This window comes from Galbibacter mesophilus, assembly GCF_023721415.1.
Lineage (GTDB): Bacteria > Bacteroidota > Bacteroidia > Flavobacteriales > Flavobacteriaceae > Galbibacter > Galbibacter mesophilus.
In genome coordinates, this window is record NZ_JAMQVC010000002.1 from 856,126 (window position 1) to 872,145 (window position 16,020).

Annotated in this window: 13 protein-coding genes; 11 read left to right on the forward strand and 2 right to left on the reverse strand. The window is 35.8% G+C overall.

All coding sequences use genetic code 11. The features are described from left to right. Window positions 1-52 precede the first annotated feature (52 nt). The 7 genes from NDQ75_RS10525 to NDQ75_RS15920 all read left to right on the forward strand — a co-directional run bounded on the left by NDQ75_RS10525 (window position 53) and on the right by NDQ75_RS15920 (window position 8,124). The gene (locus tag NDQ75_RS10525) at window positions 53-1,336 is read left to right on the forward strand and encodes a nucleotide sugar dehydrogenase (protein ID WP_202027435.1); all 1,284 of its coding nucleotides are present in this window, start codon (window positions 53-55) and stop codon (window positions 1,334-1,336) included. A gap of 11 nt (window positions 1,337-1,347) precedes the next feature. Beyond that, complete coding sequence (locus NDQ75_RS10530; protein ID WP_202027436.1) at window positions 1,348-2,847, forward strand: oligosaccharide flippase family protein; 1,500 nt, start codon at window positions 1,348-1,350, stop codon at window positions 2,845-2,847. Further along, on the forward strand, window positions 2,844-4,130 hold the full coding sequence (locus NDQ75_RS10535; protein ID WP_202027437.1) for a hypothetical protein: 1,287 nt from the start codon (window positions 2,844-2,846) through the stop codon (window positions 4,128-4,130). Before NDQ75_RS10530 ends, NDQ75_RS10535 begins: the two co-directional genes overlap by 4 nt. 83 nt (window positions 4,131-4,213) lie before the next feature. After that, complete coding sequence (locus tag NDQ75_RS10540) at window positions 4,214-5,194, forward strand: polysaccharide pyruvyl transferase family protein (protein WP_202027438.1); 981 nt, start codon at window positions 4,214-4,216, stop codon at window positions 5,192-5,194. Further along, window positions 5,191-6,348 carry a glycosyltransferase family 4 protein gene (locus NDQ75_RS10545; RefSeq protein ID WP_202027439.1) on the forward strand — a complete coding sequence of 386 codons (1,158 nt, stop codon included), beginning with the start codon at window positions 5,191-5,193 and terminating at the stop codon, window positions 6,346-6,348. The genes NDQ75_RS10540 and NDQ75_RS10545 overlap by 4 nt, the downstream gene beginning before the upstream one ends. Continuing rightward, window positions 6,345-7,556, forward strand: a complete 1,212-nt coding sequence (locus NDQ75_RS10550) for a glycosyltransferase (protein WP_202027440.1) — start codon at window positions 6,345-6,347, stop codon at window positions 7,554-7,556. Before NDQ75_RS10545 ends, NDQ75_RS10550 begins: the two co-directional genes overlap by 4 nt. 1 nt (window position 7,557) lies before the next feature. Then, the gene (locus NDQ75_RS15920; RefSeq protein ID WP_202027441.1) at window positions 7,558-8,124 is read left to right on the forward strand and encodes a serine acetyltransferase; all 567 of its coding nucleotides are present in this window, start codon (window positions 7,558-7,560) and stop codon (window positions 8,122-8,124) included. 45 nt (window positions 8,125-8,169) lie between these two features. Here the strand turns inward: NDQ75_RS15920 and NDQ75_RS10560 are convergent, their stop codons facing one another. Then, a complete protein-coding gene (locus NDQ75_RS10560) occupies window positions 8,170-9,867 on the reverse strand; it encodes a right-handed parallel beta-helix repeat-containing protein (RefSeq protein WP_202027442.1) in 1,698 nt (565 codons plus the stop codon). 340 nt (window positions 9,868-10,207) lie between these two features. Between NDQ75_RS10560 and NDQ75_RS10565 the strand changes: the two genes are divergently transcribed. The 4 genes from NDQ75_RS10565 to NDQ75_RS10580 all read left to right on the forward strand — a co-directional run bounded on the left by NDQ75_RS10565 (window position 10,208) and on the right by NDQ75_RS10580 (window position 14,610). Next, the gene (locus tag NDQ75_RS10565) at window positions 10,208-11,293 is read left to right on the forward strand and encodes an EpsG family protein (protein WP_202027443.1); all 1,086 of its coding nucleotides are present in this window, start codon (window positions 10,208-10,210) and stop codon (window positions 11,291-11,293) included. A 122-nt stretch (window positions 11,294-11,415) separates the two neighbouring features. Beyond that, the gene (locus NDQ75_RS10570; protein WP_202027444.1) at window positions 11,416-12,306 is read left to right on the forward strand and encodes a glycosyltransferase family 2 protein; all 891 of its coding nucleotides are present in this window, start codon (window positions 11,416-11,418) and stop codon (window positions 12,304-12,306) included. Continuing rightward, window positions 12,303-13,424 carry a glycosyltransferase family 4 protein gene (locus NDQ75_RS10575; RefSeq protein ID WP_202027445.1) on the forward strand — a complete coding sequence of 374 codons (1,122 nt, stop codon included), beginning with the start codon at window positions 12,303-12,305 and terminating at the stop codon, window positions 13,422-13,424. The genes NDQ75_RS10570 and NDQ75_RS10575 overlap by 4 nt, the downstream gene beginning before the upstream one ends. A gap of 28 nt (window positions 13,425-13,452) precedes the next feature. Further along, window positions 13,453-14,610 (forward strand): glycosyltransferase family 4 protein, encoded by a 1,158-nt coding sequence (locus tag NDQ75_RS10580; RefSeq protein WP_202027446.1) that lies wholly within the window; start codon window positions 13,453-13,455, stop codon window positions 14,608-14,610. A 26-nt stretch (window positions 14,611-14,636) separates the two neighbouring features. Here the strand turns inward: NDQ75_RS10580 and NDQ75_RS10585 are convergent, their stop codons facing one another. Continuing rightward, window positions 14,637-15,971 carry a phenylacetate--CoA ligase family protein gene (locus NDQ75_RS10585; RefSeq protein ID WP_202027447.1) on the reverse strand — a complete coding sequence of 445 codons (1,335 nt, stop codon included), beginning with the start codon at window positions 15,969-15,971 and terminating at the stop codon, window positions 14,637-14,639. Window positions 15,972-16,020 lie beyond the last annotated feature (49 nt).

The following is a 16,020-nucleotide window of genomic DNA, read 5'->3' on the forward strand; positions in this document are numbered from 1 at the left end:
GGTCCATTGATTAATAGCAGAATCAAAAGTATAACTGTCTAAAAAAACAAAAATGATAGACAAAAAAATTGCAGTTATCGGACTAGGATATGTAGGACTCCCCCTCGCTTCTATTTTCGCCACCAAATATTCAGTGGTTGGGTTTGATATAAATAAAAATAGAGTAACTGAACTCTCCGAAGGTATGGACAGTACCTTAGAGGTGTGCCCTACTGAATTAAAACAACGCATTAAAAAAACACCATCCCAAGAGAATGGGCTATTCTGTTCCCATGACGTAAAATATATCGCTGATTGTAATTATTACATTATTACGGTCCCCACGCCTGTTGATAAAAATCACCGGCCTAACTTAAAACCGCTGTGTGAAGCAAGTAAAACCGTAGGAAAGGTTTTGAAAAAAGGCGATGTGGTAATTTATGAATCAACCGTTTACCCCGGAGCTACTGAAGAAGAGTGCGCTCCCGTACTGGAAAAGATAAGCGGATTTAAATGCAACGAGGATTTTTTCTTGGGCTATTCCCCAGAACGTATTAATCCCGGCGATAAAGAACATACCGTTGAAAAAATACTGAAAGTCACCGCTGGGTCTACTCCTGAAATTGCAGAGGAAATAGACCAATTGTACAAATCGGTGATAAAAGCGGGAACGCATTTGGCGCCGAGCATAAAGGTTGCAGAAGCTGCGAAGGTGATTGAAAATTCGCAAAGAGACATCAATATTGCTTTTGTAAATGAATTGGCCATGATATTTAATCTGCTGAATATCGACACACAAGCGGTTCTGAAAGCGGCAGGTACCAAATGGAATTTCCTTCCTTTTAAACCCGGACTTGTAGGCGGCCACTGCATAGGTGTAGATCCGTATTATTTGGCACAAAAAGCACAGGAAGTCGGTTATCACCCTGAAATTATTTTGGCAGGAAGGCGCATCAATGACAGTATGGGAAATTACGTTGCCAGCGAAGTGATAAAACTTATGCTTAAGAATGATGCCAAAGTAAAAGGCGGCGACGTATTGGTATTGGGAATAACTTTTAAAGAAAACTGCCCAGACGTAAGAAATACAAAAGTAGTGGATGTTATAAACAATCTAGCCTCCTACCAAATAAATGTTACCACCTACGACCCATGGGCAAAACCGGAAGAGGTAGCCAAAGAATATGGTTTTACTACCTTTAAAACCTTACCAGACCGAAAATTCGATGCCGTTGTTTTGGCCGTATCACATCGCGAATTTGCATCAATAAACCTTAATTCCCTTTTGAAGAAAAATGGTGTAATCTATGATGTTAAGGGAACTTTAGAACCATCATTGTGTTATAAAAGATTATAAAACCAATACCTGTGAATCAGTTAAAAAAAGGAGCCATATTAAACTATGTTACCATTTTCCTTACCAATGCGGTGGGACTGTTGTTAACACCGTTTATTATAAGACATTTGGGTGATGCGGAATACGGACTTTACACGCTCATTGGTGCTTTTGTGGGTTACATTTCGGTGCTGGATTTCGGGTTAAACAATACCATTGTACGCTTTGTAGCAAAATACAGAGCCGAAAAGAACCGATTAAAAGAAGAAAACTTTTTAGGCACCACCATGCTTATTTACGCATTTATTTCATTTTTGATTGTTGTAATTGGTGGGATTTGCTACTTGAACTTAGAAAGTATTTTTTCTGAATCGCTTTCGTTGGAACAATTGGACAAAGCCAAAATAATGTTCCTAATTTTAATATTCAATCTCGCCATCACCCTCCCCGGTGGAGCATTTACAGGAATCTGTTCAGGTTACGAAGCATTTGTTTTCCCAAAAGCGGTTAATATCATAAGGTATGTTATTCGGTCTATTACCATTGTTGCAGTCCTACTTTTCGGTGGAGATGCCATCGCTATGGTAATTGTTGATACGGCAATGAACTTATTGGTTATCGGTATACAAGCATTCTATGTGTTCAAAAAATTAAAAGTACGTTTCAGGATTCACCAATTCGAACTTCCTATCATAAAAGAAATTTTAGGCTATTCCATTTGGATTTTCGTATTTGCTATCGTCGGTCAATTTCAATGGCGTTCTGGACAGTTAGTATTGGGAATGGTTACCAACACCACTACGGTGGCTATTTTTGCTGTTGGCGTTATGCTGGGGACGTACTACGGAGCTTTTTCAACAGCTATTTCCAGTGTTTTTCTCCCACGAGCCACACAAATGACTGTTGCCAAGGCCTCTTCAGAAGAACTTACTTCTATGATGGTGAAAATTGGAAGACTTTCTTTAATGGTTCTCTTATTTATTTTGGGCGCTTTTATTTTATACGGAAAACAATTTGTGTTTTTATGGGTGGGGCCGTCGTATCAAGAGTCTTATAACATAGCGCTGCTCATTATGCTTGCGTATACCTTACCACTCGTGCAGGCGTTTGCAAATTCTATTTTGGAAGCACGCCATAAAATGGCTTTTAAAGCACTCGTTTACCTATTATTTACTTTAATGGGAACAGGTGTAGGATATCTTTTAGCGCACACGCATGGCGCAACAGGTATGATTCTAGGTTCTATTTTAGGGTGGATTGTAGGACAAATTATTATGAACTACTATTATTACACCATTATTGAACTCAACATTTTTCGGTTTTTTAAAGAACTGTTTTACAAAATATTACCTTTTTTCCTCCTGATGTTAATCCTAGGATATGCTATTAACTATTTACCCGGAAAAGGGTGGCTCAATTTTATTGGTAAAGCGGCCCTCTATTCAGCAATTTATGTGCTATTGGCGTATCAAATAGGAATGGTTCCTTCTGAAAAAAAATTATTTCAAAAAGCAATTCCTTTTTTAAAATGAAGAACATATTTAAAATAACTGGATTGAATTATGATAACGACGGAAAAACCATTCGGTACGGATATTCCTATTCCGCTTCCGTAGGGAAATATTTTCATTCTAAAAATATATTTTACGCTACTTATGAAATAGACGTCCGCCAAGTTCCTGAAAGCATAGCCATTATTCCGCTTTTAGCAAATATTGCTCCCATTGCTTGGTTTGCAGGTTTTGAAATAGAAGTCGATGAAATAGATTCCGATTTTTACCACAGTCTGGAATTGATAAAAAAGGAATTTGCTAAAACATATCCTGATATAAATAATAACCCTTCTATTTACGCAAATAAGATTGTAGTCAACCAAAAAACAGGACAGAGAAAAGCGCTACTTTTTAGCGGTGGCGTTGATGCCTACGCCTCATATTTTAGACATGAGAAAGATAATCCGTCGCTTATAACCATTCATGGGGCGGATATTCCCATTAAGGACCATGAGCAGTGGAATAACGCCAAGCGTTTAACCAACAACGAAACTATTTTAAAAGATAATACCAAACACTACATCACCACCAATGTTAGGGATTTCTACACCTATCAGGTTTCCATGCTTTTAAAAGATTTAGCATGGTGGGGACGCATACAGCACGGACTTTCGTTAACGGGTGTAACTGCTCCCCTAGCCTATATTTTCGGCTACGAAACACTTTATATAGCTTCTACGCACACCAAAAAAATTCAAATTCCATGGGGTTCTTCGCCTTTTACAGACAATTTAATTTCATGGAGCGGACTACAAGTGGTGCATGACGCCTATGAATTGGAGCGTTTGGATAAAATTGAATTGATTATTTCCCAACTTCAGCAAAATCATAAAAAAGCGATTCTGCGGGTGTGCTATTCTGAATTGAACAACGGAGACAATTGCAGTAAATGTGAGAAATGTTTGCGGACCATGTTTGCCATTATTTTATTTAATGGGAACCCAAATGATTACGGTTTTAAGGCAGATTCAACGATTTACGAATCCATTTTAAAGATTATCTCAAAAGACTTTACCACCAAAGGGATTTACCATCATTGGCAACAACTCATAAGCCAAATAGATTTGAGTAAACCGTTTTATGTTTTTGAAGATGTTGAAAAGGAAAAACAATACCTCAAACAGATACAGAATACTTCCCTATCATCGGCTATTCAAGAAAAAAGAGAACTATCAAAATTAGAAAAACTAAAATTTCTACTGAGAAATAAGTTTGCCCCCCAGTATAGATTATACCTGAATTTAAGACAACAAGGATTATAAAATGGAACACAAAATTACATTGAAAGTAGAATTATCAATCAACCTTAAACAATGCATTTAAATTGTTTGTAAAAATTTAGAAAATGAAATACGCACTTTTAACATATGCTGAAAACAATAAATTTTTCAATGTGGGCGACAACATCCAAAGTTTGGCGGCCAAACAATTTTTACCGAAAGTAGATTTTTACCTCAACAGGGAAAAATTGGGGGAATACCAAGGAGAAAAAGCCAAATTGATAATGAACGGATGGTTTACGCACAATGTTCATGATTGGGTACCTTCTGAAAACATTAATCCCGTTTTTGTTTCATTTCATATGAATAATACAGCGGCTCCCTACATGCTAAGTGAGAAAGGGATTGCATACCTGAAAAAGCACGAACCGATTGGTTGTAGGGATCAGTTTACGGCAGATATTTTAAATGATAAAGGAATCGAGGCTTATTTTACAGGCTGTTTAACACTCACGCTAGATTCTTACAAAGTAGATGACTCCAAACGGACAGATGCCGTTTACATCGTTGACCCGCTTTACAGCTACCCAAGACCCGAAAAAGTCTTTTACAATACAAAAGCGACTGTAAAAAACGTCCTTAACGGAAAAGCTTTTCAATTAAATAAAAAGCAAAAACACCTTGAAAAATTTGTTGATAATGAGCTATTGGAAAGCGCTATTTATATAAATCAGGAGCCGCCGGCAAATACTTACACGGATGCTGAAAAATTTGCGATGGCGGAAGATTTATTACAGAAATATGCAACCGCAAAACTGGTGATTACGTCTAGAATTCACTGTGCCCTACCCTGCTTAGCACTTGGAACTCCCGTAATTTTTGTGAACGGTTTTGACAAGTTTGTAGATTCCTGCCGTTTTGATGGTATCATTAATCTCTTCAATCGTATTGATGTTAACAGCAAAACGGGAGAATTCACCGCTAACTTTCCGCTTGACGGAAAAATCGGTAAAAACCTTACCATTAAAAATCTTGAAAAACATCACGAACTCTCCAACCGTTTAAAAGAATTAGTGAATGCAAATCTATTTGAAACTGCAGTATGATGCGTTTAGTGTACATAACCAACCAAATTTGTGGCCCTGGCGGACTCGAACGTGTCCTGTCCGTTAAAACCGCTTATTTGATAAACACCTACGGTTACGAGATTCATATAATTACATTAAATCAGAAAACAAAAACAACTTTTTACGATTTTCATCCTGAAATAAAATACCACAATATAGAAGCGAAAGGAAATTCTTTGCAGTATGCAAAAAGCTATATCAGCGGGTTACGCGAATATGTTAAAGCCATTAAACCATCCTTTATTTCGGTTTGTGATGACGGATTAAAAGGATTTTTTGTGCCCATTTTCCTAAAAAAACCGTGCCCGATGATTTATGAAAGACATGTCTCCAAAAACATTGAAAATAAGTCTCAAAGCAAATCATTTCTTAAAAAGCTTCAATTGAATGCCAAATTTAGAATGATGAATTTTGGAGCACGATTTTACGATTCGTTTGTTGTTTTAACCGACGGGAACAAAAAAGAATGGCCCACGAAAAATATGGTTGTAATTCCTAATCCGCTTCCTTTTTATCCCGAAACTGCTTCCGAAGTAACTTCAAAAAAAATTATTTCCGTAGGAAAATTGGCACCGCAAAAAGGTTACGACTTACTGATTGAAGCTTGGGCGAAAATAGCTCCGATGTTCCCCGAATGGAAGGTTTCCATTTTTGGCAAGGGAAATGAAGAGACCAAATTAAAAACACTCATTAAAGAGTATTCATTGGAAAATTCGTTTTCTATTTATCCTCCAACTCAAGAAATTCAAGAAAAATACTTAGGAGCTTCACTCTACGTAATGTCTTCTCGATTCGAGGGCTTCGGAATGGTACTGATAGAAGCTATGGCCTGCGGACTACCCTGTGTTTCATTTGATTGTCCGTTTGGTCCCTCTGATATTATTTCACATAATGACGACGGACTTATAGCCAAAAACGGAAATGTTGATGATTTGGCTGAAAAAATGACCTTTTTAATTGAAAACAGCGAACAAAGAAAAAAAATGGGAACAAAAGCCAAGGAAAATGTACGAAAATACCTTCCTGAAAATATTGTTAGGCAATGGCATGAATTATTTAATTCGCTTACTAAAGAAGCCAATTTACAACGAGTCAATTTCTCCAATTTAGAAAAAGCAAACAACAACCAATGAAACGTATTTTACTTATAGTGCCTTATGGAAGTGTTGGTGGAATGGAACGCTTGGCATTCTCTTTTTACACTTTTCTAAAAGCTAAAGGTCATTACGTAAAGGCATTGAAGTTAATGAAATTGGACAACGATATTATTCATTTTGGTGGGGACGAACTATTTCTTTCTAAAAAGGATTTTCATGAAATGACGAAATCTCAACGCGCTTCTTTTTATATTAATAGTATATTTAAGCTTCGTAGTTTAATTAAAAAACATAAAATAACCCATTCCATTTCTTTTGGTGCTCTTCCCAATATTTTTAGTTCGCTAACATTTACAAAAGATTGTAAAATTGCTAGTATTCATGCTCTGAAAAGCGTTGAACTTAGCAACCCATCTACATTGAGTAAACTTACCAAACTCGCCTATACCTCCAGTTATAAAAATTTGGACAAAGTGGTTTGCATCAGCAATGCTATTAAAAAAGACTTAATTGAAAACTGCAATTTTAAATTTGAAGACAAACTGGAAGTTATTTACAATCCTCATAATTTTATTGAAATTGAAACCAAGGCAGAACTTCCAATTACCTCAGTTGATGAGTTAGCCCTGTTTAACTCCCCTACTATTTTATTCGTAGGCCGACTTTCTGCCCAGAAATCTCCTTGGCACATTATAAATGCTTTCAACTTTGTTGTAAAAGAAAATCCTGAAACTAAATTAATTTTTATTGGCGATGGCGATATGCGCATTCAGGAATATCTAGAAAAATTAATAAAAGATTACGGATTGGAACAAAATATTTTCTTTCTGGGCAGAAAGAGCAATCCGTACCAATACCTGAGCAAAGCAGACGTGTTAATATTGGCGTCCCACTACGAAGGAACCCCAAACGTAATTGTTGAAGCTATTTGTTTGGAAACTCCAGTGGTGTCTTCCTGTTGCACCGATGGAATCATTGAGCTGATGAGTTTAAAAAACATAAATGCGCCTACCAAAAGTTTTACAGAGGTTGAAGGAGGTATCATCACACCAAACCTTTTTAGAGGAAAATTGGGAATTCCTACTACCAACGATGCACAATATGAAGAAAAAATATTAGCCAATGCTTTGTTACATGCTTTAAAATCTGATAACATAAAAGAACGTATACGAAAAAACAAAAGCAGATTATTAGAGAAATTTGATATTGAGAAAGTCGTAGATAGTTATTTAAAGGAAGTATAGTATGAGACGCATTTTAATCAATCTATTTAAGATAACTTTATTGCCACATTTGGTTTTATATACTTTCAGTAAAGAAAAGAAACTAATTCAGCAAGATATCGAAAGGTGGAATCGTGCAAAAGGAAATACAGGTAGTTTTGCTACCATGCTTCTTCATTATTTGGCAGTTTCTAAAGATTTTAGAAATATTTTTTACTTCAGAAACCGTAGCTTTTTAGTTCATTTTTTAAATCTTTACTGCCCAAAAGAAAAATACTTCACCATTGAAGTAAACACGAAAATAAAAGGAGGATTTTTAACGGGTCACCCCTACGGCACTATTATTAATGCGAAGGAGATTGGTGAGAATTTTTACATTAATCACTTGGTAACAATAGGTGAAAAAAACGGTAAAAAACCATTAATTGGAAATAATGTTTCCATTTACACCGGCGCTATTGTTATTGGGGATATTAAAATTGGAGACAATTGTATAGTGGGTGCGGGAAGCGTAGTTACAAAAGACGTTCCGGCAAATAGTACGGTGGTTGGAAATCCAGCTAAAGTAATCAAAAAATCCACCCCATAAAGGAGTGGATTTTAAGTAATTCTCTTCGCTATTTATTCGAAAAATCTATTCTTCTACATTGATTCCTCTTGAATTATGTACCCGTGTTGTTTGATTAGACGCAAATGTATTATCACGTACTAAAACTTCATTATTAGCTGCAGAGGCATCTAAGTTTACGTTTACAAAATTCATCCCGTAACTATCAGTATCAAAGTCGTTTTCGTAAATTGTCACATTATCCGCGGAAGCGATGTGAACAAAAATACCATGACTACCAGATACATTACTGGTAAATGTGTTATTGTAAATTTCGGCTTCTTCCACCTCATCTGGGATTAAAATACCGTTTCTAGTATTTACAAGGTTATTATCGAATACCTTCACTTGCTTGTTGTACAACGTAATTCCAGTTCCATACCCTTCAATCGTATTACCGGAAATTTCATTGTTATAAGTCGTTTCTGTTCCTGGCTTTCCGGCGGTAATACCGTTTTCGCTCATATCCCCATTTCCAATGATTCTGTTATTAATAATTTTAACTCCGGTAGCAAGCGTAAAACCAATACCATTTTCGACTGTGTTATTTTCAAGAGTAACATCATCGCCAATGGCTACCAAGAAACCTCCAGCTGCGCTGCCCTTTTCAGTATTGTTTCTTATAATAATATCGGTAGCTTTTTCATAAAAAATCAATTCTCCGTCATCTCCCCTAGTTCTGTAAGCTTCCACATCAATTCCAAACTTAGGTGCAGTACCCTCAGAGTTTGGAGTATCGATTCCAGCATTCAAAAAGGTACAGTTTTCAACAATTATAGTATTTCCATCGGTAATGGAAAGGTTATTTCTTCGGTTAGCATCGAAAGTACAATTGCTCACTACAATGTTTTGTGAAGGAATATAATTCGGTTGAAAGTTGTGGTTTAAACTATGTATTTTCATTCCGTCTCCAGACCCCATGCTCATGACAACATCTTTAATTTCAACATCCTGTGCGCCGTGCAATTCCAAAAGATGTCCCCATTCATGTGTTCCGCCAGAGCTATAATCGTGCTCGTCCCTATCACCATGCAAGTTTCCTCCAGTAATAGTAACATTAGAATCGTCTCGAATCGCCAGAAGAGCATATTTCTTTTTGTCATTTGGAAACACTCGTAAATGGGTATTGCTAGACATTTTTAGATTGAAATCAGAAGGGACATTGACCGCTTCTTTTGATGGATAATAATTCTGATTCGTAGTAGTACTGGTTACCTTGGAAACTTCGAAATAGGCATCAAATTCATCAATTTCGAAAGTAGTTCCTCCCAATCGCTTAATCTCGTAAATCAATCCTTCCAATTTTTGATTATTATCCAAGGCAACTTCCGAAGAAGTTTCCCCTTGAACAATATCCCAACGTTCGGGATCAAAGAAAAAAGTAGGTTCTTTAAGTTGTGCATCTCCAGTAATAGTCAATTGATAATTCAATAATTTACCATCTATTACACCTCCTGAAAAATCTAGGGTTCCGTTTATGATTTCTCCTCCTTTAAATTCAAAATTTACATTGGAAGGCAATACAACAGTTTTTCCTTCCAAATCAAGCTTACAATCAATCTCAACGGTGGAGTTAGCGGATACATTATCTAATGTAAAATCGCAGGGAGTGGATATAATTTCACCATTTCCATCTGGAGTATCGGTATTGTCGGTGAGTGCATCGTTTAATAAGTCCTCATTATTACAAGAGAATAAAAATAGGAAACTTAAAAGCACTATCATAGGTTTAAGGCTTCGGTACATAAGTAAGTTATTAGTTTTAAGGCTCTTACAATTAAAATCAAAAATCTTCATGTTGCTACTAATTACGTTTAATGGTTTATTTCTTCGATGAAATACACTATACTTACGTGAGGCTCAATAGGTTTGGATTACACAATTTAAATTTTAACGAAATTATTTCAACATGGTCGATAACTGCTCCCCATCTGCCATGATGAAACTATCTTTGAGTTAACTAGAATTCTGATTTTCAGAAAGATTACAAACCAATTAATTCAATTAGTGATTAAACCAAAAACTGATTGAATATAAAAAAACCAACCAACACTAGATTGCACCAATGGAACCAGCTATTTTCTATCCAATTTTTATCAATACGTGCCTTTTAATAATGGTATTTATGGTGCTTCATGCGTTGATATTGGATATCAATAGCAATAAGAATATAGTGTTTATAAATATTAGTGGTTATTTTCTTCTACTATTCTCTATTCTATTTATTGGTTTGAGGCCCGTTAGCGGAAAGTATTTTGGAGATATGATTACATATGCCAGGTATTTTGATTATTACCAAAGTGGCGGAGCAATTGCAATGGATAAAGACTGGGTTTTTCATTATTTTATGATGCTTAACGCTCAAGTTTTTCCTAAAGCCATTTTCTTTACAGTTTGCGCATTTCTTTACATTTTTCCAATGTACCGATTTTCAAAATCCATCTCAAAAAAATATTGGTTTTATTGTTTTTACCTTTTATTAGTTTCTTTTTCATTTTGGAGTTATGGCACCAACGGTATTAGAAATGGCGTGGCTACCTCCTTATTCCTTTTGGCACTGTCTTATCGCTCCAATATTTTAACGATGTACATCATCTTTTGTTTGGCATATTTAACCCACCAAACCATGTTGTTGCCCATCGTTGCTTTCAGCCTTACTTATTTTGTTAAAAAACCAAAATTGTATATCGCTGGTTGGTTAATAGCCATTCCGCTATCATTAGCTTTGGGCAGTTTTTGGGAAAATCTGTTTGCCAGTTTGGGTTTTGCGGATGAACGGCTCAGCGGATATCTAACCGGGGAAGCGGACCCAAATTCGTTTAAAAGCACTGGTTTTCGATGGGATTTTTTAATTTACAGTGCTTCAGCAGTGTTTACCGGTTGGTATTTCATTTTTAAAAAGAAATTCAAAGACCCTTTTTACCTGCAGTTGTTCCATACCTATTTAATGGCTAATGCTTTTTGGATTTTAGTTATACGCGCTAATTTTTCCAATCGGTTTGCTTATTTATCGTGGTTTTTAATTGGGATAGTAATTATTTATCCTTTTCTGAAACAAACCTTTTTTAAGTTTCAGCACCTCACTATAGGCAAAGTCGCCCTGGCATACTTTGGATTTACCTTTTTTATGTTTTATGTCTATTACTCCTGAAAAAATTCAATTATGAAATGCCCATTAAAAAATATAAACACCAACGCTATTACTAATTGGGCATTCCACCTGCTTACCAACAAGGTAGGCTTGACCATTATAAACAAATGAATATGAAGCAAATGAAAAAGATAACCGTTTTCACACCAACTTATAATCGCGCATATTGTTTAAACAAATGCTATGAAAGTTTGCTGAAACAAACCAACAAGGATTTTGTGTGGCTGCTTATAGATGATGGCTCCAGCGATAATACCAAAGAATTGGTTGCCCAATGGCAAAAGGAAAACAAGATTTCCATACAATACCATTTTCAAGAAAACCAAGGTATGCATGGCGCGCACAATACAGCCTATTCTTTAATTGAAACCGAATTGAATGTTTGTATCGACTCTGATGATTACATGCCTGAAGATGCCATTGAAAATATTTTGAACTATTGGAATTCAATTGACAATAAAAATGAGCTTGCCGGTATTATAGGTCTCGATGCTTATGAGAACAACACAATTATTGGCACAAAATTTCCTGATAATATTACCAATGCTACTTTGGAGGATTTATATTTTAAATACCACTGCAAAGGAGACAAAAAACTAGTGTATCGAACGGAAATCATTAAAAAATTTCAACAGTACCCTATTTATAAAGGAGAACGATTTGTTCCTTTAGGCACATTGTATTTGCTTGTGGATAAAAAATACAAACTGGCTTGCCTCAATGAAGTTTTATGCATTGTGGAATATATGGAAGACGGCTCGTCTAGAAATATTGTCAAACAATATTTTAGACATCCAAAAGGATTTCAGTATGCGAGAATGCTAAATATGAAATATTCCAATTACCTAAAAGTACGGTTTAAAAATGCCGTGCACTATGTGTCGCATAGCTTACAACTTAAAGACAGCTCTTTCTTAACAAAAACACCAAACAAAATGCTTACCATAGCGGCTATTCCTTTTGGCTGCCTACTTTACGGATATGTATTTTACTTTAACCGAATAAAGAAATGAAATTATTACAAATAATAAATTCGTTATCACCGGGCGGAGCGGAAAAATTGGTGGTTGAAACCGCTTTGCAATACAGCAAACAAAACTTTGATGTAAGCATTTTGGTTTTAACAGCACCTGAATCTCCTCTTCTGGAAAAAATTAAATCATATTCAGAAATAAATTTTATCAATCTGAATTGCAAGAACGTTTACAATCCGCTTAACAGCATAAAAATAAAAAAACACCTAAAGAATTACGACCTCATCCACGTACATCTATTTCCTTGCTTATATTGGGTTGCTTTGGCCTCCATCATCAGAAATTCTAAAGTTCCCATGATATTTACGGAACACAATTCTTTCAATAAACGCAGAAAAAATGCAATTTTAAAACAAGCAGATAAGTTTTTCTATCGGTATTACGATACCGTTGTGACCATATCCAATTCGGTTCATCAAAATCTAGAAAAACATTTAGGGGAAGGTTATCACCTTCAAAAAATTTACAACGGCATTCATACCCAAACTTTTTTTAATGCCAAGCCTTACGAAAGGGAGGAATTAGGTCTTGTAAAATCTGATCGTATTCTTATTCAAGTAGCCAGTTTTACCCCTCAAAAGGATCAGGCCACACTTGTAAAATCGCTTTTGAATTTACCAGACCGTGTTAAATTACTACTTGTAGGAAAAGGTCCCGAATTAGTAACGATGAAAAATTTGGTTTCAAGTCTTAATCTACAGCTCAGAGTCCAGTTTCTGGGTGTCCGCAATGACGTTCCAAGATTATTGAAAACTGCAGATATCGTAGTTCTATCAACCCATTATGAAGGTTTATCGCTTTCTTGTATTGAAGCTATGGCTTGCGGAAAACCTTTTGTGGCAAGTGATGTGTCCGGTGTTACCGAAGTTGTTGAAAATGCTGGAATATTAGTAGAAGAAAACAATCCATTAGAATTGAGTAATTCCATCTGTAGATTAATGGAAGACAGTAACTATTCAGAAAAAATCACGCAAAACTGCCTTAAGAAAGTGCAACAATTCACTATTGATAAAATGGTTGAGAATTACATTAATCTATATAATGAAGTCTTCCAAAAAAGTCAAAAGCAACTCGTAGCCCAGGCCTCACAATCATAGTGCTCCAACCTTTTCAAAAACAATTGAAATGAAAACCATTATTCGCGTTACCACTGTTCCACAATCATTTTCCGGATTATTAAAAGGACAACTGAAATTTATGAGCAATCATTATCGCATGGTAGCCATTTCCAGTGAAGGTAGCGGAAATAAAAGTCTAAAAGAAATAGCAAAACAGGAAGATGCCGATTATCACATTGTAAAAATGACTCGGAAAATCACTCCTTGGTCCGATCTCCAAGCCGTATATAAACTTTATCAAATTTTTAAAAAAGAAAAACCTTTTGTAGTTCATACGCATACCCCAAAAGCTGGAACCTTGGGTATGCTTGCCGCGAAACTCGCTGGTGTAAAAAACAGATTGCACACGGTGGCAGGTTTGCCGCTTGTGGAAGCAGAAGGTTCTAAAAGACAACTATTAAATTCCGTGGAGAGATTTACCTACCATTGCGCTACTAAGGTATATCCCAATTCTTACGGTTTATCAGAGATAATTCTCAAGAACAAATTTACCAATCCAGCCAAACTAAGCATTATCGCAAATGGAAGTTCCAACGGAATTAATCTAGAATACTTTAATCGAAAAGAAATACTTGAACAAGATATCCTCCATTTAAAAAAGCAATTAAATATTACCGAAACCGATTATGTTTTTATTTTTGTAGGGCGTTTGGTAGGCGATAAAGGCATCAACGAGTTGATTAAAGCGTTTAGTGATTTCAGCAAAAAATATGATTCCGCAAAACTACTTTTAGTGGGTTCTTATGAAGAAAATTTGGATCCGCTGTTACCAGAAACAGTTGAAGTTTTGGAAAATCACCCTAAAATTATTCCTGTTGGTTGGCAAAAAGACGTTCGCCCTTATTTTCGTTTAGCGAAGGCCCTTGTTTTCCCGAGCTATCGGGAAGGTTTCCCCAATGTAGTTATGCAGGCGTGTGCTTTTCATCTCCCAAGTATTGTTAGCAACATTAATGGCTGCAACGAAATTATTAAAGATGATTTTAACGGATTCATAATTCCTGTAAAAGATGAAAAAGCTATTTATAATGCTATGGAAAAAATGATGTCCCTTTCAGAAGAAAAACACAAAGAAATGTCTTTGAATGCCTATCAAGCAATTGCTGAAAAATACGATCAGAAATTAGTTTGGCAGGAATTATTGAAGGAATATCAAAAACTGGATTAATTTTTTGTCTTCTAGTTTTACGATAACTAGTCTTCCGACTTTAAAGCATACAAATCACCTTCAGACAACTTATTGATTACCAATTTTCGTTTTCCGGAATTTAGAACTGGAATGTCTGTTACGTATTCAATTTCAATTTGGGCGTTCTTACCCAAATGCTGTTTAAACTCTTCCACAATTTGTCGCTCCGCATCAAATTCATTGTTAACATTCAACTTAATTATATACTTGTGAGCATATTCCTGTATAAACTGAAACTGTTTGATATGTGGGTATTTTAAAATATGATAGGTAACATACGAATTAATGGGTTCGCCATTCACATTGTAAATAATATCCATTTTTCTTCCCTCAATCTTTTTTAAATAAGGAAGTTTTTCCTTTCCATCAGATTGTCCTAAATATCCAATATCCCCGGTATCATAGCGTAGCAACGGCATACTTTTATTGAAGTAATCGGTAACTACAATTCTACCCATTTGCCCAGGTTCCACAGCTTCGTCCTTGTCTGTTTTGAGTATTTCAACATAATAACTGGCTGTATTTATGTAAAAGTTATCATCCTTCGGAAACTGTTGGGCAATTATACCGTTTTCCACATTGGAGTAACGCGAAACTACAGGAGCACCGAAATAATATTCCAGTTGCTTTTTTACAATCGGCGACAAATATTCAGACATAGCCACTACCGATTGCATGGGATTAGAAATTGGTTTGTAATGGTTTGCTTCTAAGTAATTGCAAATGGTGGTGAGCGCCGATGCGTATGCCAAAAGACTTTTGGGCGATGTATCTTTTTCTATATCCGAAATTAACTTTTTAATGTCTCTATCCGAAAGATTGGCCACCGGATGCATTACCACATTTTCAGCGAAAGCAGCTAAAGAAGATTTCGCATTGTATTTATCCCAATGACGTAAATAATAAAGTCGTTGCCCAATATGGTAACCAGCCTTTTTGGCAAAGTAAAGGGTGTCTGCGGTGTTTCTTAAACGTTTTTCTTTATCGTGAAAAACCTTAAATGGCGTTCCTGTGGAGCCACTAGTGTATTTGGAGTAGAGCTTTTCCCCTAAATATAAAGACGATTTAAAGTTTTCAAAATACTCCCTAACTATATTTTTATCGATTACTGGGAAATCTGATAAGCATTCTACGCTTTTCATTTCATGGTAAAAAGGAACCGTGCTTTTGGCGTGCTCTAAAATAGTTTTCAGTCTATTTTCAAGTAAACTTTGAACCGATTGGTCTTCATAATTTTCAAGGATATAAGCAATATCCAAATACTGCTTTTTCACTTTCGATCCGCGCATCGCATCAAGGCTCCAAAAGAGCCGCTCCCGTATTGTATTTCCAAATATCATTTACATTATAGCTTATATGAAATCGACCTTTCTCATGACCTGAAAATTA

Excerpts from the sequence above, each read along its gene's own strand:
- NDQ75_RS10540 (WP_202027438.1), top strand. The coding sequence starts at position 4,214 with ATGAAATACGCACTTTTAACATATGCTGAAAACAATAAATTTTTCAAT.
- NDQ75_RS10550 (WP_202027440.1), top strand. The coding sequence starts at position 6,345 with ATGAAACGTATTTTACTTATAGTGCCTTATGGAAGTGTTGGTGGAATG.
- NDQ75_RS10570 (WP_202027444.1), top strand. The coding sequence starts at position 11,416 with ATGAAAAAGATAACCGTTTTCACACCAACTTATAATCGCGCATATTGT.
- NDQ75_RS15920 (WP_202027441.1), top strand. The coding sequence starts at position 7,558 with ATGAGACGCATTTTAATCAATCTATTTAAGATAACTTTATTGCCACAT.
- NDQ75_RS10560 (WP_202027442.1), bottom strand. The coding sequence starts at position 9,867 with ATGATAGTGCTTTTAAGTTTCCTATTTTTATTCTCTTGTAATAATGAG.
- NDQ75_RS10585 (WP_202027447.1), bottom strand. The coding sequence starts at position 15,971 with ATGATATTTGGAAATACAATACGGGAGCGGCTCTTTTGGAGCCTTGAT.
- NDQ75_RS10580 (WP_202027446.1), top strand. The coding sequence starts at position 13,453 with ATGAAAACCATTATTCGCGTTACCACTGTTCCACAATCATTTTCCGGA.
- NDQ75_RS10545 (WP_202027439.1), top strand. The coding sequence starts at position 5,191 with ATGATGCGTTTAGTGTACATAACCAACCAAATTTGTGGCCCTGGCGGA.
- NDQ75_RS10575 (WP_202027445.1), top strand. The coding sequence starts at position 12,303 with ATGAAATTATTACAAATAATAAATTCGTTATCACCGGGCGGAGCGGAA.
- NDQ75_RS10565 (WP_202027443.1), top strand. The coding sequence starts at position 10,208 with ATGGAACCAGCTATTTTCTATCCAATTTTTATCAATACGTGCCTTTTA.
- NDQ75_RS10525 (WP_202027435.1), top strand. The coding sequence starts at position 53 with ATGATAGACAAAAAAATTGCAGTTATCGGACTAGGATATGTAGGACTC.
- NDQ75_RS10535 (WP_202027437.1), top strand. The coding sequence starts at position 2,844 with ATGAAGAACATATTTAAAATAACTGGATTGAATTATGATAACGACGGA.